The organism is Acinetobacter sp. CFCC 10889, assembly GCF_003268395.1.
GTDB lineage: Bacteria > Pseudomonadota > Gammaproteobacteria > Pseudomonadales > Moraxellaceae > Acinetobacter.
On the sequence record NZ_LQXQ01000009.1, the window covers coordinates 17,575 to 41,002 of the forward strand.

Consider the following 23,428-nt stretch of genomic DNA (forward strand, 5'->3'; position numbering starts at 1 on the left):
AAATTTTTTCTTTAATTGGTCCAAATGGTGCAGGTAAAAGTACAGCAATAAATATTATTAATGGTATTTATCAAGCTCAAAGCGGTGAAATTTTTTATCAAGGTCAATTGCTTGAGCATTATCGTGCGAACCAGTCAGCACCCTTAGGGATTGCTCGAACTTTTCAAAATCTCGCGTTATTTAAGCAGATGTCTGTACTGGATAATATTTTAACAGGGCGAATTTTACATCAGCACAGTGCATGGTGGAGTACTTTTTTAAATTTACCGTCTTATCGTAAAGATGATGATTTTCAACGTTTAAAAGTAGAAGAAATCATCAAGCTGTTAAATTTACAAGCCTATCGTGAAACACAAGTCAGTACCTTGTCATATGGTATCCAAAAGCGGGTGGAGTTGGCACGAGCTTTGGCAGCAGAACCAAAGCTCTTGTTGTTAGACGAACCTATGGCAGGAATGAATTCACAAGAAAAACAACAAATTGCTCATTTTATCCAAAAAATTAATCAAAATTTAGGTATCACCATCATCATGATTGAACATGACATTGGCATTGTTTTAGAGATTTCTGATCATGTGGCAGTTTTGGATTATGGGAAAAAAATTGCTGATGGCACACCAGAAGGCATTAAAGCACATCCTGAAGTTTTAGATGCTTATCTGGGCACTTCAGTTCGAGCATTGGTTGAATAAAAAGTAAAAATAGAGAGGAATTTATGTCATTTTTTTTAGAAGTTTTGTTGGGTGGAACGCTGTCAGGTGTGATGTATTCCTTAGTCGCCATCGGCTTTGTATTGATCTACCGTGCTTCAGGTGTTTTTAACTTTGCACAAGGTGCGATGGTTCTATTTTCAGCTTTGACCTTTGTAAATTTAGTTGAACGTGGTGTGCCGTTTATTGTTGCATTTGCAGTTACTTTATTCATTATTTTTATCATGGTGTTATTGATTGATGCTTTGGTATTAAGGCATTTGGTGAATCGTTCCGTCATGACTTTGTTTATGGCGACGTTGGGTTTGAGTTATATCATTGAGGGTTTGGCACAAACTTTGTGGGGAACACAGGTTCATGGTTTGGATTTGGGAATCAGCGATAGCCCAATCAATTTTTATGGGATTTTGATCAGTAAGTTTGATTTATTTGCCACTTTGGTTGCAGGTAGTTTGGTGATCATCTTATCACTGCTATTTAGTAAAACTCGCTTTGGTTTGTCGTTAAGAGCAGTTGCAGATGATCCACTTGCAGCACAGTCAGTTGGGATTAAATTAAATACGATTTGGATTATGGTTTGGGCGGTGGCAGGTTTTGTGGCACTCGTGGCAGGTTTGTTATGGGGCGCACGTTTAGGGGTGCAGTTCTCTTTATCTTTGGTGGTGTTAAAAGCTTTACCTGTATTGATTATCGGTGGTTTTAGTTCGATTTCGGGTGCGATACTGGGTGGGTTGATCATTGGTGCTTCAGAAAAATTAGCAGAAATTTATTTAGGAGGCATTATTGGATCAGGGATCGAAAATTGGTTTCCCTATGTACTTGCAATTTTATTTTTGTTGTTCCGTCCACATGGTTTATTTGGACAGCAACAGGTTGCGAGGGTTTAGCCAATGTTTATTTTTGATCAAGCAAGACAATTTCCACAGCGTTATCAAGATGAAAAGCGTCTATTTAAAATAAAAGAGCATCGAATTATTTTTGCATTTTTATTGGCAATCCTATTTTTATTTGTGCCTTTTGTAGGTTCTGATTATGTTTTTAATGCCATTTTAGTGCCTTTTTTAGTTCTGGCTTTGGCAGGTTTAGGTTTAAATATTTTAACAGGTTATGCAGGGCAGTTGTCTTTAGGCTCAGCCGCATTTATGGCTGTAGGTGCTTTTGCAACCTACAACTTAGAGTTAAGAATCCCGCATTTACCTTTATTACTGAGTATCTTTTTAGGTGGGTTTATTTCTGCCATATTTGGAGTCATCGTTGGTTTACCTAGTCTTAGAATTAAAGGTTTTTACTTAATTGTTTCAACTTTGGCAGCACAATTTTTTGTGCCGTGGTTATTTACCCAATATGGCTGGTTTACCAACCACAATGCCTCAGGTGTGATTACAGCACCACCTTTGCATATTTTCGGAATCTCTTTAGACAGTGCAGTCGGGCATTATTTACTGACTTTAAGCATCGTGGTGGTTTTAACTGTACTGGCACGCAATTTTTTAAATAGCCAATTTGGTCGTGAGTTTTGTGCAGTAAGAGATATGGAAACCGCTGCAGTGAGTTTAGGGATCAATGTCGGTAAAACCAAGTTATTGGCATTTGCGATTAGTTCCTTTTATTTGGGGGTGGCTGGTGCGCTGTGGGCATTTGCATATTTGGGTACCATTGAAGCCAATGGTTTAGACCTGACACGATCATTTCAAATTCTTTTCATCATCATTATTGGTGGCTTAGGCAGTCTTGCAGGTAGCTTTATCGGGGCTGCATTTATTGTGCTGTTACCTATTTTACTCAGTGTGTCAGCGAGTCTTATTTTTGGTCAGGCAATTGATCAAGCATTATTACAAAATTTGCAAAAAATCATCTTTGGCGTGCTGATTATTTTCTTCCTCATTAAAGAACCTGAAGGTTTAATCCGCTTATTCAGCAATTTTGCGCAACGTTTGCGTAAGTGGCCGTTGCGCTATTAAGACTAAGACATTAAAAATTTATTTAAAACGAGAGCAATACATGAAATTAATAAAAAACTTGTGGTTTTGGCTGGTGTTGATCGCAATTGCACTCGCAGCAATTGTATTTTTCACGATTCAAAAAAAGCCAAATGTGAATACAGCAACATCTACGACAAATCAGACTTCTTCATCTGAAGCTAGTACATCTACAGTGCAGCTCTCAGACAGTAAGGCACAATATTTCCCACTACAAAGTTATCGTGTGGGTGCATATGCTGCCGCTGGAACAGGCTTTTTTGGTGGTTTTATTGATTATTTAAAATTGATCAATGCCAAAGGCGGCGTCAATGGGGTGAAATTGGTCTGGTCAGAATGTGAAACAGAATATGTGGTTGAAAAAGGTGTTGAATGTTATGAGCGTATGAAAAATGGCTTAAATGGTGCACCTGCTGCAGCAACCAATCCACTTTCTGTGGGGATTGCCTATGCAACTTTAGAGCGTTCAACAAAGGATAAATTACCATTGATCACCATTAATCATGGTCGTACAGACTCAACTGATGGACGTGTTTTTCCCTATGCTTTTCCATTACAACTCAATCCATATAGTGAAGTATCCGCGATTATTAACTATCTCGGACAGCAAAGTGGTGGCTTAGATCATCTGAAAGGTAAAAAAATCGCCGTGCTTTATCATGGATCGCCGTATGGCAAAGAAACCATTCCTGTTCTAGATATATTGGCTAAAAAATACAATTTTGAAGTGACGCATATTGAAGTACCTCATCCAGGCAACGAGCAACAATCACAATGGTTAAATATTCGTAGATTACAACCTGATTGGGTGATTTTACGTGGCTTTGGTGTGATGAATCCTGTGGCATTAAAAACCGCATAAAAAGTGGGTTATCCAGTGAATAAAATCATTGGGAATATTTGGAGTAATTCTGAGGAAGATGCGGCGCCAGCAGGTGATGCAGCCAAAGGTTATACCGCAATTACGACACACCCATCAGGTACGAATTTCCCAGTATTACAAGATATTAAAACCTATGTTGTTGATAAAGGTCAGTCAGATCTAAAAGATATTAATCGTTTTGGTACAGTGAATTATAACTTGGGTGTGGTGAATGGGATTTTAAATGTTGAGGCGGTTCGTGTGGCACAAGCTAAATTTGGTCAAAGACCTTTAACAGGAGAAGAGGTACGTTGGGGCTTTGAAAATTTAAATATTGATGATGTGCGTTTAAAAGCGTTAGGTGCAGTCGGTTTAGTGCAACCTTTAAAACTGTCTTGTTCAGATCATGAGGGTGGTGGTGCAGTACGTTTTCAGCAATGGGATGGACAAAAGTGGAATCTCATTAGTGATTGGGTACAAGCAGATCGTGCATTGCTGCGTCCAATTATTGAAGAGTCTTCACAAAAATATGCCAAAGAACAAAATATCAAAATCCGTGATTGTTCAACAGAAAGCTAGGAGTAGAGTCATGACAAATTTGCTTGATGTGCAAAATATTGAAGTGATTTATGATCAGAGCATTTTAGCACTCAAGCAAGTGAGTTTGGCTGTACCTCAAGGTGCAATCGTGGCTTTGCTTGGGGCGAATGGTGCAGGAAAAAGTACAACCTTAAAGGCGATTTCTCAGTTATTGGCGAGTGAGAATGGGGCTATTTTACAAGGAAATATTTTCTATCAAGGGCAATCTATTTTACAGTCGAATCCAAGCCAATTGGTGCAGGATGGTTTAGTTCAAGTGCTTGAAGGACGGCATTGTTTTGCTAGCCTTACAGTGGAGGAAAATCTAAAAACGGGCGCTTTTGTACGGCATCTTTCCAACGCCAAATTAAAAACTGCATTGGAAAAAATCTATCATTATTTTCCAAGATTGGCGGATAAAAAAGCCACATTTGCAGGCTATACCTCTGGTGGTGAACAGCAAATGTTGGCAATAGGGCGGGCTTTGATGACACAGCCTAAACTGGTGTTGTTGGATGAGCCATCGATGGGTTTAGCACCCAAGATTAGTTCTGAAATTTTTACGTTAATTCAGCATTTAAAACAACATGAAGGGATGAGTTTTTTAGTGGCAGAGCAAAATATTCGTTTGGCACAGGATTTCACCGATTTTGCATACTTGATCGAAAATGGTCATGTGCAGACTTCAGGTCATACCAAACAACTTTATGAAAGTGGTGTAATTCAACAAGTATATTTTGGACAAAAAGCTTCTTAAATCACTAAAGTCTAGATTTATTTAGAAACTCGCATTCTGATGCGAGTTTTTTATTGCTCATCAAAATGATGGGAAACTTAACTGTTTGAAAAGCAACAAATCGTTGGAAATATGCAAAGCTAGCATGTTTGAAAATAATCACATATAAATAAAAATATTAAAAATCAATAATTTAATATTTGGCATAAAGATTGCGTTACTACAGAGGTGAATTTTATACACGCTTTATTGATACGATTATTTTCGAGGAATCTTTTGATGAACAATCAAATAAAAATATTAACAACGGCACTTTTAACATTACTGGCTGTGCAGGCAAAAGCTGTAGATGTGGATGCAGGGGATTATGATGTTGCACCTGCAGGAACGAGTTTGGCACTGTTATATTTACAACATGCCACACGTGATTCTAGTTATGTTGGCAGCGATAAACAGGCTGGTCATCCCAAATTAGAATCCAATATTGGCATCGCACGATTTGTACACTATACCGATATTGCAGGTTTTCGTGTTGCCCCCCAAGTGCTGATTCCTTTTGGAAAACTAGAAGGAAAGGGGGATATTTCAAGCTTAGGTGATGCAAGTAGCTTAGGCGATATCATTGTTGCTGCACCTGTATGGTTACTCAATGATGCTGAAAGTAAAAGTTATTTTGGAATCACGCCTTATTTATATTTACCAACAGGGGATTATTCAAAAAATGATGCATTAAATATTGGTGAAAATCGTTATAAATTAGATGTTCAAGCCGAATACAGTACACGAATTACTCCCAAAATCGCATGGGATGTCGCTGCTGATGTTATTTTTTATGGTGCAAATGATGATATTGCAGGTGGTGGTAAATTAAAACAAGATGTGGGTTATCAGTTACAAACTAACACTCGCTATTTTTTAAATGATCAATGGGATTTACGAGCAGGATTATCTTATCTTGATGCAGGGGATACCAAGCTGAGAGGTCAAACGACGGACAGCTATAAACAAAGCAAATTTTGGGTAGGTACAGCATATTCTCCAACCAGTACGACCAATGTGATTTTAAATTATGGTCGTGATTTTGATGTGGAAAATGGGTTTAAAGAGGATAATCGAGTTAATCTTCGTTTGTTAAAAGTATTCTAATGAAGTGATGCCAATGCGAGTTGATCGCAAGGGTATTTTATAAAATAGATAGATAAGCAAAAGGATTTTGCTTTATCTTTTAAAAGTATTTTTGATTTGAATGGATGAAAATGTTGAGATTAGTGATAAATGAAATTCAACATCTTGTTTTTTAAATTTTAAAATAATTTATATAATAAATTCTCATTTTATGTATAAGAAAATAATGAATATTGAAGCATGATATTTATATAAAGTAGTGAATAAAGCTGTACTATGCTTAAACCAACGTAAAAATTCAAAAAAATAGGTTGGTTTCAATGAATATAAAATCTTCAGAGCGTGTATTTACATTTGAGCGTGAGCACCCTCAAGTGTCGAGTGTACGTGCCAAAGCATTTGTATTTCATGATCCAATCTCTAAACATCTATTAAAAATAATTGAACGACTTGCACCAAGTGAAGCGCCGATTTTGATTTACGGTGAAACAGGCACAGGTAAAGAATTGGTTGCACGACATATTCATGCTTTGAGTGGTCGTAAAGGGGCTTTTGTATCTGTCAATTGTGGTGCGATCAATGAGCAATTGGCAGAAAGTGAATTGTTTGGGCATGAAGCGGGTTCATTTACTGGGGCAGTTGGACAGCGTAAAGGTTGGTTTGAGGTTGCAGATGGTGGAACTTTATTTTTAGATGAAATTGGGGATTTACCTTTAAATTTACAAGTAAAATTACTAAGAGTTTTGCAAGAAAAAGAAGTGACACGTGTTGGTGCGCGTCATCCGATTCCAATTAATGTTAGAATTATTTCAGCCACCAATATTGATTTAAATCAGGCTGTACAAGTTTCAAATTTTAGACAAGATTTATTATTTAGAATAAATATTGCCACAATTGATTTAAAACCATTAAGAGAACGAAAAGGCGATATTTTACCTTTGGTAAAGCACTTTATAACAGTGTATCAACATAAATATAAGATCGAACATCATTTTGATATTGAACCCATCGCACTTGCTGCATTATTGGAATATAAGTGGCATGGTAATATTCGAGAATTAGAAAATGTGATTCATTACGCTGTGTTAATGTCCGATGATGGCATGATTCAAGTAGAACATTTAAAGTTAAAGACACAAAACATTACCCACGATTCTGAGATAATGCTTTCTCAAAGTAAATTTTCTCAAGTTGCTCAGAAGCCTCATTCACCTAATGATCATCAACAATTTAATCAAAATGAATTAAGTGCAACACCTTCTTCTTTAGAAATAATCGCTTTGGCATTGTCTAAAATTTTTAAAGATGAGCAATTGCAACAGGATGTTTGGGAACATATTGAGCGTTTAACCATTACTTCAGCTTATTCTGCGACATATTATAATCAAGTAAAAACGGCGGAAAAACTCGGTATTTCTCGTAATATGGTGCGTACATTATTAAAACGCCATCATTTAATTGTGGATGGAAAGTAAAATATCAGTATTTATAAATGGCACATATTCATATTATTTTTATTCGGAATATATTTAAAATAAAAACCTGATCTCATGAGATCAGGTTTTTTACAGCAAAGCTTTAATACTTAATCCGCACGACGCCAAATTGTCCCTTGACGGGTATCTTCCAACACCACACCTTGATCAAGCAAAGACTGACGAATACCATCCGCTTTAGCAAAATCTTTGGCTTTCTTTGCATCAACACGTTGTTGAATTAAATCCTCGATATCGCTTTCAGACAGACCGAGTGCTTCCTGACCAATATCAGACTTTAAGAAGTCATCGACATTGTGTTGACCTAAACCCAAAATATGAGTGAGGTAACGTAAAGTCGAATAGTAAACCGCAGCTTGATCTGCATTTTCTTCTTTGACGGCACGATTGAGTTCTTTAATCACTTCAAATAACACAGCAAGTGCTTCTGAGGTATTGAAATCATCTCGCATCGCTGTATTGAAACGCTCAACTAAAGTTTCATCTACAGTTTCAGTGCTTTGATTACCATAGACTTGTTCATAGGCTTTAAAGGCATGATAGAAACGAGTGAGTGCATTTTTCGCTTCTTTCAATGCAAAGTCAGAGAAGTTTACAGGGCTACGATAGTGTGAAGATACAATGAAATAGCGAATCACTTCAGGATGGAATTTTTCCATCACATCACGGATGGTAAAGAAATTGCCTAGAGACTTCGACATTTTCTCACCATCGACATTGATGAAACCGACATGCATCCAATAATTCACATATTGTTCGTCTGTAGACGCTTCTGATTGTGCAATTTCATTTTCATGATGCGGGAAAGTTAAATCTGAACCACCACCATGAATATCGAAATGATTACCCAAGCAGCACGTTGACATCGCAGAACATTCAATATGCCACCCCGGACGACCATTGCCCCAAGGTGACGCCCAAGATGGTTCATTTTCTTTGGCATGTTTCCATAGCACAAAGTCAAATGGATGTTTTTTCTCAACTTCGACATCAACACGTTCAGATGCGCCTGCCTGCATATCTTCAAGTTTACGACCTGAAAGGCGACCATATTTGGCAAATTTTTCAACTTCAAAATACACATCGCCATTACTTGAAGGATACGCTGTGCCTTTATTGACCAAGTTGCCAATCATGTTTTGCATTTGGTCGATGTAATCTGTTGCACGTGGTGCTTCATCAGGTTCAGCACAGCCCAAACGTGCAGCATCATCATTCATGGCTTTAATGAAGCGATCAGTCAATGCTGTAATCGTTTCACCATTTTCATTGGCACGAGCAATGATTTTGTCATCAATATCCGTGATATTACGCACATATTTAACATTCCAACCTTGACTACGCAAAAAGCGAATAATGTAGTCAAATGCAACCATGACACGCGCATGTCCAATATGACAGTAATCGTAAACCGTCATACCACATACATACATGTCGATATGTCCTTCTTTACGTGGAACAAATTCAACTTTTTTACGTTGCTCAGAGTTGTAAAGAACAAAAGGTTGCATAGGTTTTCTAAATGCTTCATGAAAATGGTGAGTCATCTTAACCTATGCATTTTTTTTCATAAAGTTAAAATCAAAAGAAACAAGGTTTTTTTGCTTGCATTTTAAGGCGAATACTTTTAAATAATGGATGTTTAAGCCTAAGAACAAATTTTGAATAACCACAAACGTGCGATCATTGGGACAATACAATGAATAAAAAGAGTGGTTTTGGTGCAGGAAAATTAGTACATAGAAAGGTTTGGTAGCAATTCCCATAATTTGTTAAACCATAATGAAATTATCAATAAAGTGAGAAAATAGAATGAATTTCGTGTATAAATATGTAAAAAAAGATGATGCTGACTATCAAAAAATTATTGATTTAGATCAGCGATATATGGAAGAAACACCTAAGGAAATCTTAGAGACGCATAATTACGCATATGCTCACTTAGGAGATAAGCGTTATAGAGAGATTTGTTCTATTGGTTCTCGTGGCGCATATATAGTCAGTGATGATGAAAGAAAAATAGTTTTATTAATGATACATGAATGCGATGGTGATTATAATTACTGTCAAACACCTGATGCATGGGTTTTATTTTTTGAGCATTATATGATTTTGATCAATTTTTATGATGATTATGATCAAGGACTATTAGATAATGGTAACACATGGTATCAGCGTACATATTTAGTAGAACCTTTAGTACTACCTGAATTGATACAGAATCGAGAAGAAGAAATAAAGCAGTATATTTTGGAAGCTTTAACAACTTATTCGGACAGTGATCATTATGGAAGAATATACCGTAAACTTACAAAACGTGATGCCAAAATAGTTTTTGATCAGCCCTATGAATTTAGAGGTTATAACACTTAACTTTTAGATCTATCCTGATATACAGCATTGAAATATCAAGATACTGATTCTGCACAAGGATTGCGTTTAATTGCTAAGCGTTGGGGTGATAACTCATTATTTAATTCAAAAATGGATATAGCAACAGTATATAATTTTGAAGTTGAAGATGATCATACCTACTTTGTAGGTGAACAAGGTTTGTGGGTGCATCAATAAAAATCGTAAATTCTGCCACTCTACATAAATTATGCACATTCTTTGCTAAGAAAATGAAATTTATACATTTAGAAAATACCTTAGCTGCATAGCTATGATAAAATTGCCAAAATTATTTTTTGCTTGCAGAGAGTGATCCTCTCGCAAAGATCAGGTAAATCGACTTTGAATCCTCCAAATATACCGAATCAGATTGATTTTCAAAAAGTTGCACTCGAAACCCTCAGTATCGAAGAGCATGCTTTAGAAGTCCTAGCATCTCAAATTGATGAACGCTTTAGCCAAGCTTGTGAAATCATTTTACAGTGCAAAGGGCGTTTAGTGATCACAGGCATGGGTAAGTCAGGTCATATCGGACGTAAAATGGCGGCAACCTTTGCATCAACTGGTACGCCATCATTCTTTATGCATCCAGGGGAAGCAGGGCATGGCGACTTGGGTATGTTGGTCAAAGGCGATGTTTTAATTGCGATTTCCTATTCGGGCAAAAGCGATGAAATCATGATGTTGATGCCATTGATCAAGCATGTAGGTGTGCCTTTAATTACTATTAGTGGTCATGACAAAGGACCTATGCCGCAAATGCCGATGTGGCATTAACTTTGGGTGATATTCAAGAAGCGTGTCCGCTCGGTCTTGCGCCAACTTCAAGCACGACTGCGACTTTGGCATTGGGTGATGCGCTTGCCGTTGCCTTGTTGGAAGCACGTGGTTTTACCTCAGATGATTTTGCCCGTTCGCATCCTGCGGGTGCATTGGGTAAACGCCTGTTATTGCATGTCAAACATTTAATGCATACAGGTGAGGAGCTACCAAAAGTATCACCTGATACCCCAATGAATAAAGTATTGTATGAAATTTCCAATAAACGCTTAGGTTTAACCACCATCGTGGATGAAAATGACACATTATTGGGTATTTTTACTGATGGTGATTTACGCCGTTTGATTGATAAACAACAAGGCTTTGATGTGAATTTGCCAGTATCTGATGTGATGATTCAACATCCTTCCACGATTTCGCAAGAGGCACGTGCAGTAGAAGCCTTAGAAAAAATGAATGAAAAGAAAATTAGTCAATTTATCGTGGTGGATGATGCCAATAAAGTGATTGGTGTGATTAGTATGCACGATTTAATTCAAGCAGGAGTAAACTAAACCATGGCTTCTTATGTTTTATTGGAACAAGCACGTCATATTGAAGCGTTGGTTTTGGATGTAGATGGTATTTTAAGTGATGGTTTTGTCACCTTGACTAATTCAGGCGATGAAATCAAATCTTTTGATATTCGTGATGGTTTAGGTATGAAATTGGTGCAGCAAGCAGGCATCAAAGTTATCATTATCACAGGTCGAAAAAGTAATATCGTTGAAAAACGTATGTCTGACTTAGGTGTAGACTTAGTGTATCAAGGGCGTGAAGACAAAGGTGTAGCTTTACGTGAAGCTTGTGCACAGCTCGCCATCGACCCAGAAGATTGCCTCTATATGGGGGATGATTGGCCTGATCTATCTGCATTTGCTATTGCGGGGATGAAAGTCACTGTACCAAATGGTCATGTTGAGGTACGCCGCCGTGCAGACCTTGTAACACAAGCAATGGGTGGGCGTGGAGCAGTGCGTGAAGTGTGTGATATGTTATTGATGTCAAAAGGCGTTTACCAAGAACTCCTTGAAAAATTCACTTCAATCCCACATTAATAATGCAGTCCTGTATTTAAATTCAGTATGTTGATGAGTCTTTATGGATACTAAAGCGTTGTATGTCACCGCAGTGCTGATTGCAGCAATCAGTGGTGGTTATTACTATTACAGTGGAAAAGGTAAAAAGTTGGATGCAGATGCTGCACAAAACATGACCTATTCTGCTGAGGGTATTCATGTCGTACAAACTGATGAAAATGGCAATTTACATGTGCGTGCAACGGTTGATCATTTAGAGCAAGATTTGAAACAAGAAACGTCAAAATTTGCTAATTTAAATGCTTCGATGTATGAAAATAATCAGGTAAATTCCACATTTTATGCCAAACAAGCCAATGGTTATGAAGATAACCAAAAAGTCATTTTGACAGGTGAAGTGAAAGCGACAAAACTAGGTGAACAAGGGCAGTTGGTATTTTTAACTGATCAACTCACAGTTTATCCAAAAACTCATTTGTTAGAAACCAATGAACAGGTGACTGTTACCGCACCTAATGCATCATTTATCAGCCAAGGTTTAAACGCAAATTTAACCACAGGTGAATACGAATTTTCACATATTCGAGGAAAGTATGTACCTAACTAAATTTTTATCCCAACCACAAACTTTCCTAAAACAATCTTTGTGGTTTGCAGGTTTATGTTGTGTTTCAGCGGCATCATTTGCATTACCTTCTGACCGTAATCAAGCAATTTCATTGGTTGCAGATAAAGCAACATACAATGAACGTACAGGTGTGACCACCTATACAGGCAATGTTGTGATTGAGCAAGGTACCATGAAGTTACAAGCAGCATCAATCGTGGCTCAGCTCAATAAAGACAAACAAATCAGTACCATCACTGCCAATGGTTCACCTGCAAAATTCGAACAACAAGTGGATACAGCAAAAGGTATTGCACGTGGTCAAGCCCAAAAAATCGTGTATAACGCTGAAACAGGGATCATTAACTTGATTGGTAATGCGTATTTAAATCAAAACGGTGCAAGCATTCGTAGTGGTACTTTAAAATACAGCATGAATAAAGGTGATATTGAGGCGAATGGCAGTGCTGGAACTTCAGGCACAAGCAATGGTCGTGTACAAATCATTATTCCACCGAATGCAAGTAAATCTTTCCCAGGGGCACGTGATTAATGACTGAAGCATCAAACCAACCGCAAACCTTATGTATCAAACACTTGGCAAAAGTGTATAGCAAACGTTGGGTGGTAAAAGACGTTTCATTTAGTATGCAGAGTGGTCAGATTGTGGGACTACTTGGACCAAATGGTGCGGGGAAAACCACAAGTTTCTATATGGTGGTCGGTTTGGTGCGTATGGACAAAGGTGAAATTCATTTAGACAATGAAGACATCTCAGACCTTGCTATGCACCAGCGGGCAAGAAAAGGCATTGGTTATTTACCACAAGAAGCGTCTATTTTTAGAAAATTGACCATTGCTGAAAATATCATGGCGATCTTGGAAACCCGTAAAGATTTAAATAAGCAGCAACGTCAACAACGCCTAAAAGAATTATTGGAAGATTTTAAAATCACTCATATTAAAGATTCTTTGGGTATGAGTGTGTCGGGTGGTGAGCGCGCCGTGCGGAAATTGCCCGTGCTTTGGCAGCAGATCCAAAATTTATGTTGCTTGATGAACCTTTCGCTGGGGTCGATCCAATTTCTGTCGGAGATATTAAAGATATTATTCGTCAGCTCAAAGGTCGTGGCATTGGTGTGTTGATTACCGACCATAACGTGCGTGAAACGTTGGCGATTTGTGAACATGCCTATATTGTCAGTGAAGGTGCAGTGATTGCTGAAGGTACTCCAGAAGCTGTGTTGGCAAATGAAACAGTGCGTGAAGTTTATCTTGGTGATGATTTTACAGTGTAAGTACTTTACATTGTATCGAATGATGAAAGAGAGCTAGATGCTCTCTTTTTTATTTTTTTATTCAAACTCTTACAAATAAAACAGATTACAGCATTCAAAATAAAATAGGTTATACTGCTGATTGATTGACGATTTCATCTATTAAATTTATGCCATTTACGCTTGCTACTGAAGTTTTTTTTGAAGAAGACATTAAAAAAAGTCGTTTTCAAGCCATTGCTGCTCCTGTTGAAAATGAGCAAGCAGTGAAAGACTTTTTAGAAAAACATTTAGATGTATCAACAACACATCAATGTTGGGCATGGAAAATAGGTCATAACGTTCGATTTAATGATGATGGTGAGCCATCAGGTACAGCAGGTCGACCGATTTTAGCTACTATCGAAGGCAATGAACTGACCAATACTATTGTGTTGGTAAATCGTTGGTATGGTGGCATTAAGCTGGGTACAGGTGGTTTGGTACGTGCCTATGGTGGCTCGGCAGGACAATGTTTACTTTTGGCGGAAAAAATTGAACTGATAGAAAAAAAAGATGTACATTTTCAATGTTTGTTTAATGAATGGTCAATCTTTCAATATGAATTAAATCAACAAGGCATTGAGTTTACTGAACAATATCATGCTGATGGTGTTGAGGTTGTTGCACGTTTGCAAGTACATCAAATCATACCTTTAGCTGAAAAAATCCAACATGTCACACGTGGACGAGAAAATTTAAAAGTCATGGATGATGAAAATGACTGAAGAGCGTTTATTAAAATATCGTGAGCAACATAAGCATCGTTTAAATTATATGCCGTGGTTGTACTATTCACTTAAGCCCAAAAATCGTGTTTGGGCAGAGCAATGGCAACAGGAATATCAGCAATATTTAATGGATATGGAAACTGTTGAAATTGGTGAAAACTGTTTTATTTCACCTTTAGCACATATTTTTGCTGAGCCTGGACGCACGATCAAGATCGGTGATAATACTTTTATCGCAGCAGATTGCACTTTGCATGGTCCGTTAGAGATTGGCAATGAAGTGGCGATTAATCATCATTGTATTTTGGATGGTGGGCGTGTTGGGATCAAACTACATGATCAGGTACGTATCGCAGCGTATTGTCATTTATATGCTTTTGATCATGGTATGGATTTAAATCAGCCTATTTATCAACAAGCTGTGACTTCAAAAGGCATTGAAATCGGCAAAGATGTTTGGTTGGGTGCACATGTTGGGATCAAAGATGGCATTTCAATTGGTGCTCATGCAGTAGTCGGAATGAATAGTATGGTGACTAAAAATATTGCTGAAAGAGAAATAGTTGTCGGAAATCCTGCACGTTTTATTCGATACCGTGACTAGATTATCATTTTGTACAAATTCGCTATATTTTAATGAAATTAATTACATGATCATGCCCAAAGCATAAAAAAGTTATGTTACTTTTATAGATAAGAAAGAGACCTAGGGCTGTCATGCCAGAGAGAGGCGACTATGAAACGTGTAATAGCATGTATTGATTCTTCACCTTGCATTAATGCATTGGCAGAGGCTGCGGCATGGATTGCCCAAAAAACTCAACGAGAATTAGTGCTTTTACAAGTGCTTGACTATTATCCTGCGAGTTATCACTTAGGCGAAATCAGTGGTGTCATTGGTTTTGAAAGTAATGCGATGTTACTGAAAGAACTTGCTGAGCTAGAGCAGAAACAAAGTGAATTGGCACTGGATTATAGTAATAATCTCTTAAAACATATTTCTGAAATGATTCAACAAAAATATGCTATCACTCCTACACAGATCCAAGAAAAAGGTGATTTTCTTGAACAAGGCTTTAGTGTCCTACGTGAAGATGACTTTGTGGTGATTGGTCGAGTTGGTGAACGTTCTGCAGAAAAAAATAAAGCCATGGGCAGTAATGTCGAAAACTTTATTCGTGGTGCAAAATGTACTGTGCTAACAGTTGGTGCCAACTTTAAAGCACCAACACGCTTTATTTTTGCTTATGAATATTCAGAAACCTGTCAGAAAATGCTCGAACGTGTGGCGAAAAGTGATTTACTACGTCAATTACAATGCCATTTACTTTATGTTGGAGACCATCCAGAGATCTTAAATGAACCTGCAAATCGTTTAAAAGAAGCAGGTTTAGATGTAGTGATTGAGTATCGTTATGGTGATGTGGCTGAAAATATTTTAGACTATCAAAATCAACATCAGATTCAATTGATTGTTTTAGGTGCATTTAGTCACAGTAAAATTCATCAGTTTTTCTTAGGCAGTGTCACCACAACCATTTTTCGTAATGCCAATGTACCGCTTTTGGTGGTGAAATAAACACTTACTGCCTTAGACTTAAAAGATGGCATAATTGAAAAAAACCATGTCATCTTTGATCTGAAAATCTCAGAAATAAGATGAATTGACTTGATTTTGTAATAAAACTTAAAAATATTTTAGGTTGGGGTTTTATTGTTTAAAAAATAAACTTTAAATAAAAGTTATTTAAATTCAGTGATTTGTTGTGTTTTAAATAAGTTATCCACAGAACTACAAACAGCTTTAGTGGATAACTTATTTTAAACTTTGATACAAAATTTAAGGTTTTATCCTGATTTTGTATGGTGAAGAGATTAATTAGAAAAATGTATTTATTAAGATGAAAAAACGATTACTTGACAATTGCAATCGCAAAACCATCATGTCCTTTGCTACCGACAGTTTGTAGCGCAGTACATGATAAAATTTTTGGATGATTTTGCATGGCACGATATATTTCACGAATGCCTTCAATGCTTGGTTTGACATTTTCAGGATCTAAAATATCGCCTGCACGGATCACATTGTCCAAAACAATGATCGTTCCCGAATGTGATAAATTTAAACTTAACTCTAAATATTCAGGATAGCTTTGTTTGTCTGCATCGACAAAAATAAAGTCAAAGGCTTCGGTATCAGCAGGTAAGGCTTTTAAAATATCAGCTGCACGACCAACTCTGAGATCAATTGTTTGAGGTAGTTTTGCATTGTCAATATTTTCCTGTCCCAAAGCGGCATGAGTATCTCGACCTTCGATCGTTAAGATGTAGCCATCCTTAGGTAGGGCACGTGCTAACCACATGGTGCTATATGCTGCAAAAGTGCCTAACTCTAAAACCCGTTTGCATTTATTCATTTGAATTAGCATTTGCAGCAGCATACCTTGATTTGGCGCCACTGCCAAATGATCAGGAAAGCCACGTTCATCTGTATGCTTGAGCGTTTGAGTGAGAATAGGATCTTCTGGAATTAAATGTGATTCGATATAAGTATCGATGTCTGACCACATTTGTTGCATATTATTTCACCTGAATAAGATTGGCAATTTTGAACTAGCTGCATTTTAAACTTTTGAGCGTAGAGTGCAATTCTAGTTGATCTTTTTCAGTAGGGAATTAGCTTTTTCAAGATGTAAATATCAAAAAAGAGGTCTGTTGACCTCTTGATTGTTTCGTTAAATTTAGAAATTACACATTGAACTGTTACGACTGTGATCAGGTCCCCAAGTACGATAACCTTGTGTATCAATATGAATTTGACCTGTTGCATATAAGCCTAAGCCCATATTAAAGTTTTGACCATACTGTGACCAAAACTGACACAGTTTAAATTTGGTATTTTCAATATAAGCATAATCTTGTGCTTGTGGGTAAGCTGGTCCAATTCGGAAGTCGATGGCAGAGTTAAACAAATGGCGAGATGAACCTGCACCACCCGCACATTGATTTAGGGGTAAATCGCGATAAACTGAAGTGACTTCAAAGTCGGTTAAGACCTTAGATGCGACTAGGTATTTAAATACACGTAGGGTAGGGACTTGGTTTGCCCAAACTTCGCGACTGGGAATCATATATTCAGAACGACCACATTTTTGCCAATCACGTGCAGTTTTAAATAACTCAAAACTTGGGATGATATTGCCCACATTATTCTGTTCTAAATAACGTTCATATTCACGTGCACGGGCTTGGTTATCACCTTGCATTAGCCAATAGCGATAAGATGCAGGCATGACTTTTTGTGGCACAGTATGTTGCACAACTACTTTTTCTTGTGGAATATAAATACGTTGGCTTTGTGTAGGTGTTCCGATGGTCTGACCTTTTTGAGGGGTGGATGTACATCCGATCATCATCATTGGAACTATGCTGATGGCTAAAAAGCCCTTCAAAATATCTTTCATTCTATATGTGTACTTGTGAATTAACACACTATTTTATTCTAATTTTTAGGAGAGAATCTGTATAAATTGCAAACAAATGTACAAATACAGTTGAGCGTATAAAAAAAGATCAGCTAGGCTGATCTTTTTATGCATTATTTTTCTAAATATTGCAGTTTGTCTGGTTTACCGTTCCAGTCTTCACGGTCTTCAGGCTGATCACCAATTTGTGTGATATTCGGCCATTTTTCAGCAAGTTCTGCATTGAGTTCAATAAAGACTTCTTGACCTTCTGGTAACTCATCTTCTGAGAAGATTGCATTTGCTGGGCATTCTGGTTCACATAATGCACAGTCAATACATTCATCTGGATTGATGACGAGGAAGTTTGGTCCTTCATAGAAGCAGTCTACAGGGCATACTTCTACGCAGTCTTGGTATTTACACTTAATACAATTTTCAGTGACAACAAAGGTCATGGCGTCAGCTACCTAAAAATATGGTTCTAATTAATAATGGTCTATTTTAGGCAAAAAAGGGTGCAAGTAACAATTGCTTTTATTGATATTTGTTATATAAATGGCTGCTAAATTAACTATAAAACCAATAAGCTGTATTTTTTTTACTCAAAAATGTAAAGTTTGTGGCTAAAATGACTTTAATAGCAATAATTCAGCATTGTTTAGCTGAATTTATTGGAAGTGGTTTAACTCGATTTACAATGTTCGAATATGAGATTGATAGAAAAAATCAGCGATAGTTAAAATGTAGTTACTTTTTGATAAATTGTTAAAAATATTTCAAATTAAAAAAAGAGATTCGTATGAAAATACAAATATATAGTACTTTATTTACAAGTATCTTGTGCTGTATGCAAGTCAGTGCAGCATCTATATGTAATACACCAAAATCGACTTTATCTGCTTTAGATCGTGTGTATAAATCCAATCAATTTAGAATTTATTATTCCTCTCAGGTTGATAATGAGCATTATATTCCAGATCAGACTGATTTAAACCATAACCAAATTCCTGATTATGTTGAAAATATTGCGATACAGGCAAATGCAACTACAGATGCATTAACTGTTTTAGGTTTTAAACATCCTTTACAAAGTGCACGTTATAAAAATGTTGCACATTATATTGATATTCATGTGTTGAAAATGTCTGGGAATGGCGTTGCATATGAACTTCCAAGTCATTGGATAAATAAAGCGTCAAAAGAAAATAAATGTGCGTTGCTATTGGTTATTCGACATAATTTAGAGGGTTTTCCTCGTAATAATTGGACTACAGTAACACATGAGATTTTTCATCTTTACCAATATGGTTATAGCCAGTTTAAAGGTGGATGGTATTTGGAGGGGATGACTAATTTAATGGAAAGGCTGTTAAAACAAGGAACACAGGGTGGAAATGGTTTAACTCCTTTGCCAAGCATATCAAGTGAATTGGAGCAAAAAGTTTATAATGTGCCCTATAATCATCTTTGGCATCGTTTGGCAGTATTGTCGGATCAAACTGATGGGCAATTAAGTTTGCCGAAAAGTTTGTTGAACCGTACTTATCTCGATGGAAGTAAAGTGTTTAAAGATGACAAATTAAAAGGGCATGCATTTATTAAAACCTTATTAGAAAATATGGATACGATGAGTCACCAACTTTCAAAAGAAAATAATTGGGATCAATATAACTGGGCAGAAACAGCGCAACAAGCACCAAGTAATCGTGCTTATATGCTGAATATGATCCAAAAAACGATGCATCAGTTTGAAATGAATCAAACATTAGAACAACAAAATTTTTTAAAATTAAAATAGGGTTATTGACATTTGTTGGCTAAAAAATAGCAAGATAGTAAAATGGCGGATTTGACTAGCAAGTGCCATAGTATAAAACCCAATCATACTTTCTTGAGTTCATATATTTGCATGGATTCGATGATTTTTATCATAGAGCAATAGACCCTTATTAAAAAATGTACATATTTTGAATAAATTCTATAAATTTGTTGCGATATTGTATTAAATGTTAATACAATTAATAATGATTATTATTTACTTGGTGTCTGTGTGTTTTACACAAAGAAAAAACTCCCTCTAATGATGCTCTCTACAGGGTTCCTTTTTGTTTCATCAACAACAAAAGCGAATTTAGAGATAAATCAAGACTTAACTTATGCAACTCTTCCAACGATTGTGATGCAGGCAATGGCAGAAGGTGATCCAGTTAAAACATATGTGGATTATAAACAAGCAACTGTGACTCGGAATGGTTTAGATAAAAAGGATATCCCTCAAACAATTGATACGATTGATGTATCAAAATATAAACTTTATGGTGCAAATGATTTAAGCGTCATGTTGCAAGGAACACCAGGTGTATCTACATCTTATGACATGCGTGGTGATGGGATCATGCTTCGTGGGTTTAGTGCAGATTCTGGTGATATTTATCGAGATGGTATTCGTGAAAGTGGTCAAGTAAGACGTAGCACTGCTAATGTTGAACGCATTGAGATTTTAAAAGGTCCAGCCTCTGTATTATATGGACGTAGTGGTGGTGGTGGCGTTATCAATATGGTGACTAAATTTGCAAACTTTGAATCCCCTAGTACGATTGGAGTATATGCAGGCTCTTATGAAAATGTAGGGGGAGCTGTTGATATTAATAAAGTTTTAAATGATAACTGGGCTGTAAGATTGGTTGGTGAAAAATCTGATACAAATAGCTTCCGTGAAAGTATTGGTACAAAAGAAGAAATGATATCACCAAGTTTTACTTATCGTAGTGATGATGAAAAGTTATTATGGACAACAGAATTTACTTATGATGACTTAAACCGTATTCCAGACCGTGGTCCTTCTTATGATAATTTACCTGAAGGAACTTCGACTAAAATGGGTTTTGCACAGTCTGGAGATTTTGTTGAAGATATTTTAAAAACAGCAAGAACAGATGTTAAATATGAATTTGCACCAGATTGGAAGTTCCATTGGGCTTTAAGTCATCGTGAAGCAGAACAAAATTTTGACCATTTTTATGCTGGGTCAATGTGTAAGACGGATAAGACACCAACTGCGACAGATAAAGGATGTTATAAGGGGTATATTAATCAAATTTATTATTGGCAACAAACCACAAATAAAACGACTTCAAATACGTGGGATATTACTGGTGAATTTAACACGGGACCAATTAAACACAATATTTTAATGGGTACAGATTGGACGTATGAGCAACGTGAACCGTTACTATCAAATAAGAACCAAGACGGATCACTCATTTATGGTTTTGCAAACCCATTAACTGGTGATCGATTTAGTAATCGTGGCAATGGACATATTATTACTTCTCATAATTATAATGAGGGAACAAATTATGGGGTTTTTCTGCAAGATCTTATTAGTTTAAATGATCAAGTTAAAATCATGCTTGGCGGCAGATACGACTACTATGAAGCAAAAACAACAAACAAACTTGAAAGTTCATCTACTTATGGGCAAGCCAGAACTGTAGAGCATGAAACTTTTAGTCCAAATATTGGTTTTGTATGGCAACCTGTTACTGCACATAGCTTATATGCTTCATATAGTAAAAGTTTTGCTCCTTTCGGTGGAAGTATGGGGGTGAGTGCTGTATCTGCAACAGCAGACTTAGCTGCATTTGATTATGAACCACAATATAATGATCAATACGAAGTTGGGATCAAAAGTGATTGGCTGAATAAACGACTGAATACACAGTTATCAGCTTTCCATATTAAAAAGCATAACATACGTGATCATGAAGACCCTGATGATGACAACTCGCCTTATATTGTGGTTGGTGAACATGGGTCTAAAGGGGCAGAATTCAGTTTCATTGGAAGATTGATCAATAGTGTTTATATTCGTGGTGGTTATGGTTATACAGATGCCAAAATTAAAGAAGACAAAGTAGAGCCAGAACTTACTGGAAATGATTTACGCAATGTTTCTAAACATACTGGAAATCTTTTTATTCGTTATTTACCAACCAAAAAAATCTATGGTGAAATTGGTGCAACTTATATGGGGTCCTATTATACTTCTGATGAAAACACGACAAAAATGTCAGATTGGACTCGTGTAGATGCTGCATTAGGCTATAAAGACAAATCATGGGGAGCAACCGTTGCTGTCAATAATTTAACAGATAAAGAATATTGGCGTTCAGCTTCGATGCCTGGCACACCAAGAAATTATTTATTTAAATTGAATTATTATTTTTAAGTGAAAGGGTAAATGGGTCTTTGATCATATTATTTTAAACTGACAATATTTTAAAGTATTGTCATGATGATAATAGGATTTCTATACTTTTATTGTTGAGGGCTTGAAATGACAGATTCTTTTTTAGAAAGAATATTTAGGTAAAGTATTTAAAAGTAAAAGCTGCTTTTGGCAGCTTTTACTTTATAGGTATGATGGTAAAACAGTAATTTTATATAGATAAATAAACATTTTAGGCGAAAATAAGTATAGTAACCAATATCTTATTAGTATTTATAATAGAAGAAATGGTTGAATCAAAATATTTGTATAAAATAAAAATGTGATGAAGTTTGCATTTTTATGAAATTAAGTTAGTATTTCGCGCGGATGATATGCGATTAAATGATCAGCATATTCAGAATTAACACATGAACGTGGATAACAGATTCGCATGAAAAAACTTCTTATTGCAGTATTGGCAACTTATAGTACTTATAGTTTTGCTGATTTAGGTCCTACTCGTACTGATACAGGAAAAGTTGAGGTGAAAGAAGGTAAGCCTTATCGTTTTGAGGGGGATTTAAGCTATTTATTGAATAGTACCAAATCAGATGGTGAAAGTAATAGCAAAGAGAATCTGGCTGCGAATTTATTATTTCAACGTCAAGTGGGTGTATGGGGACAAGAACTTCGTGCTGAAGCAGTGAGTGCCAATGATGATGGCGATTCTGGAAGTAATGTAGAGCGTTATATGCTGGCTGGAAAAGTATTGCACCGTAGTACAGATACGATTTACCAATTTGCAAAACTACAAGGTGACAAAGATTTGTCGAGTAATTTCGATTACCAAGTCAGCTTAACGGGTGGAATCGGCATGGATCTTCTCAAAGATGACCAGCAAACATTAACAGCTGAAGCAGGCGTAGGTTATCGTTATAGTAAAGAACGCTCTGCACCTTATGATGATTTTAATGAAGTGATCGGTACAGTTGCTGCCTATTATGAATATAAATTCAATGATAAAGTGAAATTTAATCAGGATTTAAGCTATGAGTTTGGTGATAAATCACAGATTTTACGTTCTCGAAGCAGTGTAGGGGCAAACTTAACTGATACGGTTTCAGGTTTGGTGAGCTATCAAATTAAAGATACACAAGCAGATATTGGAAATGCGAGAGATTCATTATTATCTGTGGGTTTGAAGTATATCTATTAAAATCATTATGTTAATTAGAGATTTGTCAATGTTAAAATAATGATAAATTGGCAAAAAATAGAGCAAATACTTTTTTTTATGTTTTGTAGCTTAGCAACGAGCATAAGATGAGTTGATTGAACGACATGGAAGTCGTTT

The 23,428-nt window shown here is 36.5% G+C and carries 23 protein-coding genes and 2 pseudogenes; 21 read left to right on the forward strand and 4 right to left on the reverse strand.

Annotated elements, in window-relative coordinates; all coding sequences use genetic code 11:
* Positions 1–14 precede the first annotated feature (14 nt).
* The 8 genes from AVJ19_RS04715 to AVJ19_RS04745 all read left to right on the forward strand — a co-directional run bounded on the left by AVJ19_RS04715 (position 15) and on the right by AVJ19_RS04745 (position 7,466).
* Positions 15–692: an ABC transporter ATP-binding protein gene (locus AVJ19_RS04715; RefSeq protein WP_265736080.1), complete on the forward strand. Its 678-nt coding sequence runs from the start codon at positions 15–17 to the stop codon at positions 690–692.
* Between the two features lie 23 nt (positions 693–715).
* Complete coding sequence (locus AVJ19_RS04720) at positions 716–1,597, forward strand: branched-chain amino acid ABC transporter permease (protein WP_111858636.1); 882 nt, start codon at positions 716–718, stop codon at positions 1,595–1,597.
* A gap of 3 nt (positions 1,598–1,600) precedes the next feature.
* Positions 1,601–2,671, forward strand: a complete 1,071-nt coding sequence (locus AVJ19_RS04725; protein WP_111858637.1) for a branched-chain amino acid ABC transporter permease — start codon at positions 1,601–1,603, stop codon at positions 2,669–2,671.
* 40 nt (positions 2,672–2,711) lie between these two features.
* Complete coding sequence (locus AVJ19_RS22830) at positions 2,712–3,551, forward strand: ABC transporter substrate-binding protein (protein ID WP_323580422.1); 840 nt, start codon at positions 2,712–2,714, stop codon at positions 3,549–3,551.
* A 15-nt stretch (positions 3,552–3,566) separates the two neighbouring features.
* A complete protein-coding gene (locus AVJ19_RS22835) occupies positions 3,567–4,130 on the forward strand; it encodes a hypothetical protein (protein WP_323580423.1) in 564 nt (187 codons plus the stop codon).
* Between the two features lie 10 nt (positions 4,131–4,140).
* Positions 4,141–4,887, forward strand: coding sequence for an ABC transporter ATP-binding protein (locus tag AVJ19_RS04735; protein ID WP_111858638.1), 747 nt, complete (start codon positions 4,141–4,143; stop codon positions 4,885–4,887).
* A gap of 258 nt (positions 4,888–5,145) precedes the next feature.
* Complete coding sequence (locus AVJ19_RS04740; RefSeq protein ID WP_111858639.1) at positions 5,146–6,012, forward strand: transporter; 867 nt, start codon at positions 5,146–5,148, stop codon at positions 6,010–6,012.
* 299 nt (positions 6,013–6,311) lie between these two features.
* The gene (locus tag AVJ19_RS04745; protein ID WP_111858640.1) at positions 6,312–7,466 is read left to right on the forward strand and encodes a sigma-54 interaction domain-containing protein; all 1,155 of its coding nucleotides are present in this window, start codon (positions 6,312–6,314) and stop codon (positions 7,464–7,466) included.
* A 110-nt stretch (positions 7,467–7,576) separates the two neighbouring features.
* On the opposite strand, the gene cysS is transcribed toward AVJ19_RS04745, so the two are convergent.
* On the reverse strand, positions 7,577–8,998 hold the full coding sequence (gene cysS, locus AVJ19_RS04750; protein ID WP_111858702.1) for a cysteine--tRNA ligase: 1,422 nt from the start codon (positions 8,996–8,998) through the stop codon (positions 7,577–7,579).
* A gap of 310 nt (positions 8,999–9,308) precedes the next feature.
* On the opposite strand from cysS, the gene AVJ19_RS04760 reads away from it, so the two are divergent.
* The 10 genes and pseudogenes from AVJ19_RS04760 (at position 9,309) to AVJ19_RS04805 (ending at position 15,973) form a co-directional block, all read left to right on the forward strand.
* A complete protein-coding gene (locus tag AVJ19_RS04760; protein ID WP_162626538.1) occupies positions 9,309–9,860 on the forward strand; it encodes a hypothetical protein in 552 nt (183 codons plus the stop codon).
* A gap of 27 nt (positions 9,861–9,887) precedes the next feature.
* Positions 9,888–10,058 (forward strand): HINT domain-containing protein, encoded by a 171-nt coding sequence (locus AVJ19_RS22455; RefSeq protein WP_228203289.1) that lies wholly within the window; start codon positions 9,888–9,890, stop codon positions 10,056–10,058.
* A gap of 180 nt (positions 10,059–10,238) precedes the next feature.
* Positions 10,239–11,215, forward strand: a pseudogene (locus AVJ19_RS04770) (KpsF/GutQ family sugar-phosphate isomerase).
* A 3-nt stretch (positions 11,216–11,218) separates the two neighbouring features.
* On the forward strand, positions 11,219–11,758 hold the full coding sequence (locus tag AVJ19_RS04775) for a KdsC family phosphatase (RefSeq protein WP_111858643.1): 540 nt from the start codon (positions 11,219–11,221) through the stop codon (positions 11,756–11,758).
* Positions 11,759–11,801: 43 nt separating this feature from the next.
* Positions 11,802–12,347 (forward strand): LPS export ABC transporter periplasmic protein LptC, encoded by a 546-nt coding sequence (gene lptC / locus AVJ19_RS04780; protein ID WP_111858644.1) that lies wholly within the window; start codon positions 11,802–11,804, stop codon positions 12,345–12,347.
* Positions 12,334–12,900 carry a lipopolysaccharide transport periplasmic protein LptA gene (gene lptA / locus AVJ19_RS04785; protein WP_111858645.1) on the forward strand — a complete coding sequence of 189 codons (567 nt, stop codon included), beginning with the start codon at positions 12,334–12,336 and terminating at the stop codon, positions 12,898–12,900. The genes lptC and lptA overlap by 14 nt, the downstream gene beginning before the upstream one ends.
* Positions 12,900–13,645 (forward strand): annotated as a pseudogene (gene lptB, locus AVJ19_RS04790) (LPS export ABC transporter ATP-binding protein). Before lptA ends, lptB begins: the two are co-directional and overlap by 1 nt.
* Positions 13,646–13,794: 149 nt before the next feature.
* Positions 13,795–14,391 (forward strand): IMPACT family protein, encoded by a 597-nt coding sequence (locus AVJ19_RS04795; protein ID WP_111858646.1) that lies wholly within the window; start codon positions 13,795–13,797, stop codon positions 14,389–14,391.
* Positions 14,384–14,998, forward strand: a complete 615-nt coding sequence (locus tag AVJ19_RS04800; RefSeq protein ID WP_111858647.1) for an acyltransferase — start codon at positions 14,384–14,386, stop codon at positions 14,996–14,998. The genes AVJ19_RS04795 and AVJ19_RS04800 overlap by 8 nt, the downstream gene beginning before the upstream one ends.
* A gap of 132 nt (positions 14,999–15,130) precedes the next feature.
* The gene (locus AVJ19_RS04805; protein ID WP_111858648.1) at positions 15,131–15,973 is read left to right on the forward strand and encodes a universal stress protein; all 843 of its coding nucleotides are present in this window, start codon (positions 15,131–15,133) and stop codon (positions 15,971–15,973) included.
* A 334-nt stretch (positions 15,974–16,307) separates the two neighbouring features.
* On the opposite strand, the gene AVJ19_RS04810 is transcribed toward AVJ19_RS04805, so the two are convergent.
* The 3 genes from AVJ19_RS04810 to fdxA all read right to left on the reverse strand — a co-directional run bounded on the left by AVJ19_RS04810 (position 16,308) and on the right by fdxA (position 18,316).
* Positions 16,308–16,973, reverse strand: coding sequence for an O-methyltransferase (locus AVJ19_RS04810; RefSeq protein WP_111858649.1), 666 nt, complete (start codon positions 16,971–16,973; stop codon positions 16,308–16,310).
* Positions 16,974–17,135: 162 nt separating this feature from the next.
* A complete protein-coding gene (locus tag AVJ19_RS04815) occupies positions 17,136–17,858 on the reverse strand; it encodes a D-Ala-D-Ala carboxypeptidase family metallohydrolase (RefSeq protein WP_111858650.1) in 723 nt (240 codons plus the stop codon).
* A gap of 134 nt (positions 17,859–17,992) precedes the next feature.
* Positions 17,993–18,316, reverse strand: coding sequence for a ferredoxin FdxA (gene fdxA, locus AVJ19_RS04820; RefSeq protein WP_111858651.1), 324 nt, complete (start codon positions 18,314–18,316; stop codon positions 17,993–17,995).
* A 344-nt stretch (positions 18,317–18,660) separates the two neighbouring features.
* Between fdxA and AVJ19_RS04825 the strand changes: the two genes are divergently transcribed.
* The 3 genes from AVJ19_RS04825 to AVJ19_RS04835 all read left to right on the forward strand — a co-directional run bounded on the left by AVJ19_RS04825 (position 18,661) and on the right by AVJ19_RS04835 (position 23,290).
* A complete protein-coding gene (locus AVJ19_RS04825; protein WP_228203290.1) occupies positions 18,661–19,659 on the forward strand; it encodes a hypothetical protein in 999 nt (332 codons plus the stop codon).
* A gap of 282 nt (positions 19,660–19,941) precedes the next feature.
* The gene (locus AVJ19_RS04830) at positions 19,942–22,092 is read left to right on the forward strand and encodes a TonB-dependent receptor (protein ID WP_111858653.1); all 2,151 of its coding nucleotides are present in this window, start codon (positions 19,942–19,944) and stop codon (positions 22,090–22,092) included.
* Between the two features lie 433 nt (positions 22,093–22,525).
* Positions 22,526–23,290 (forward strand): DUF481 domain-containing protein, encoded by a 765-nt coding sequence (locus tag AVJ19_RS04835; protein WP_111858654.1) that lies wholly within the window; start codon positions 22,526–22,528, stop codon positions 23,288–23,290.
* The last annotated feature ends 138 nt before the right edge of the window (positions 23,291–23,428 follow it).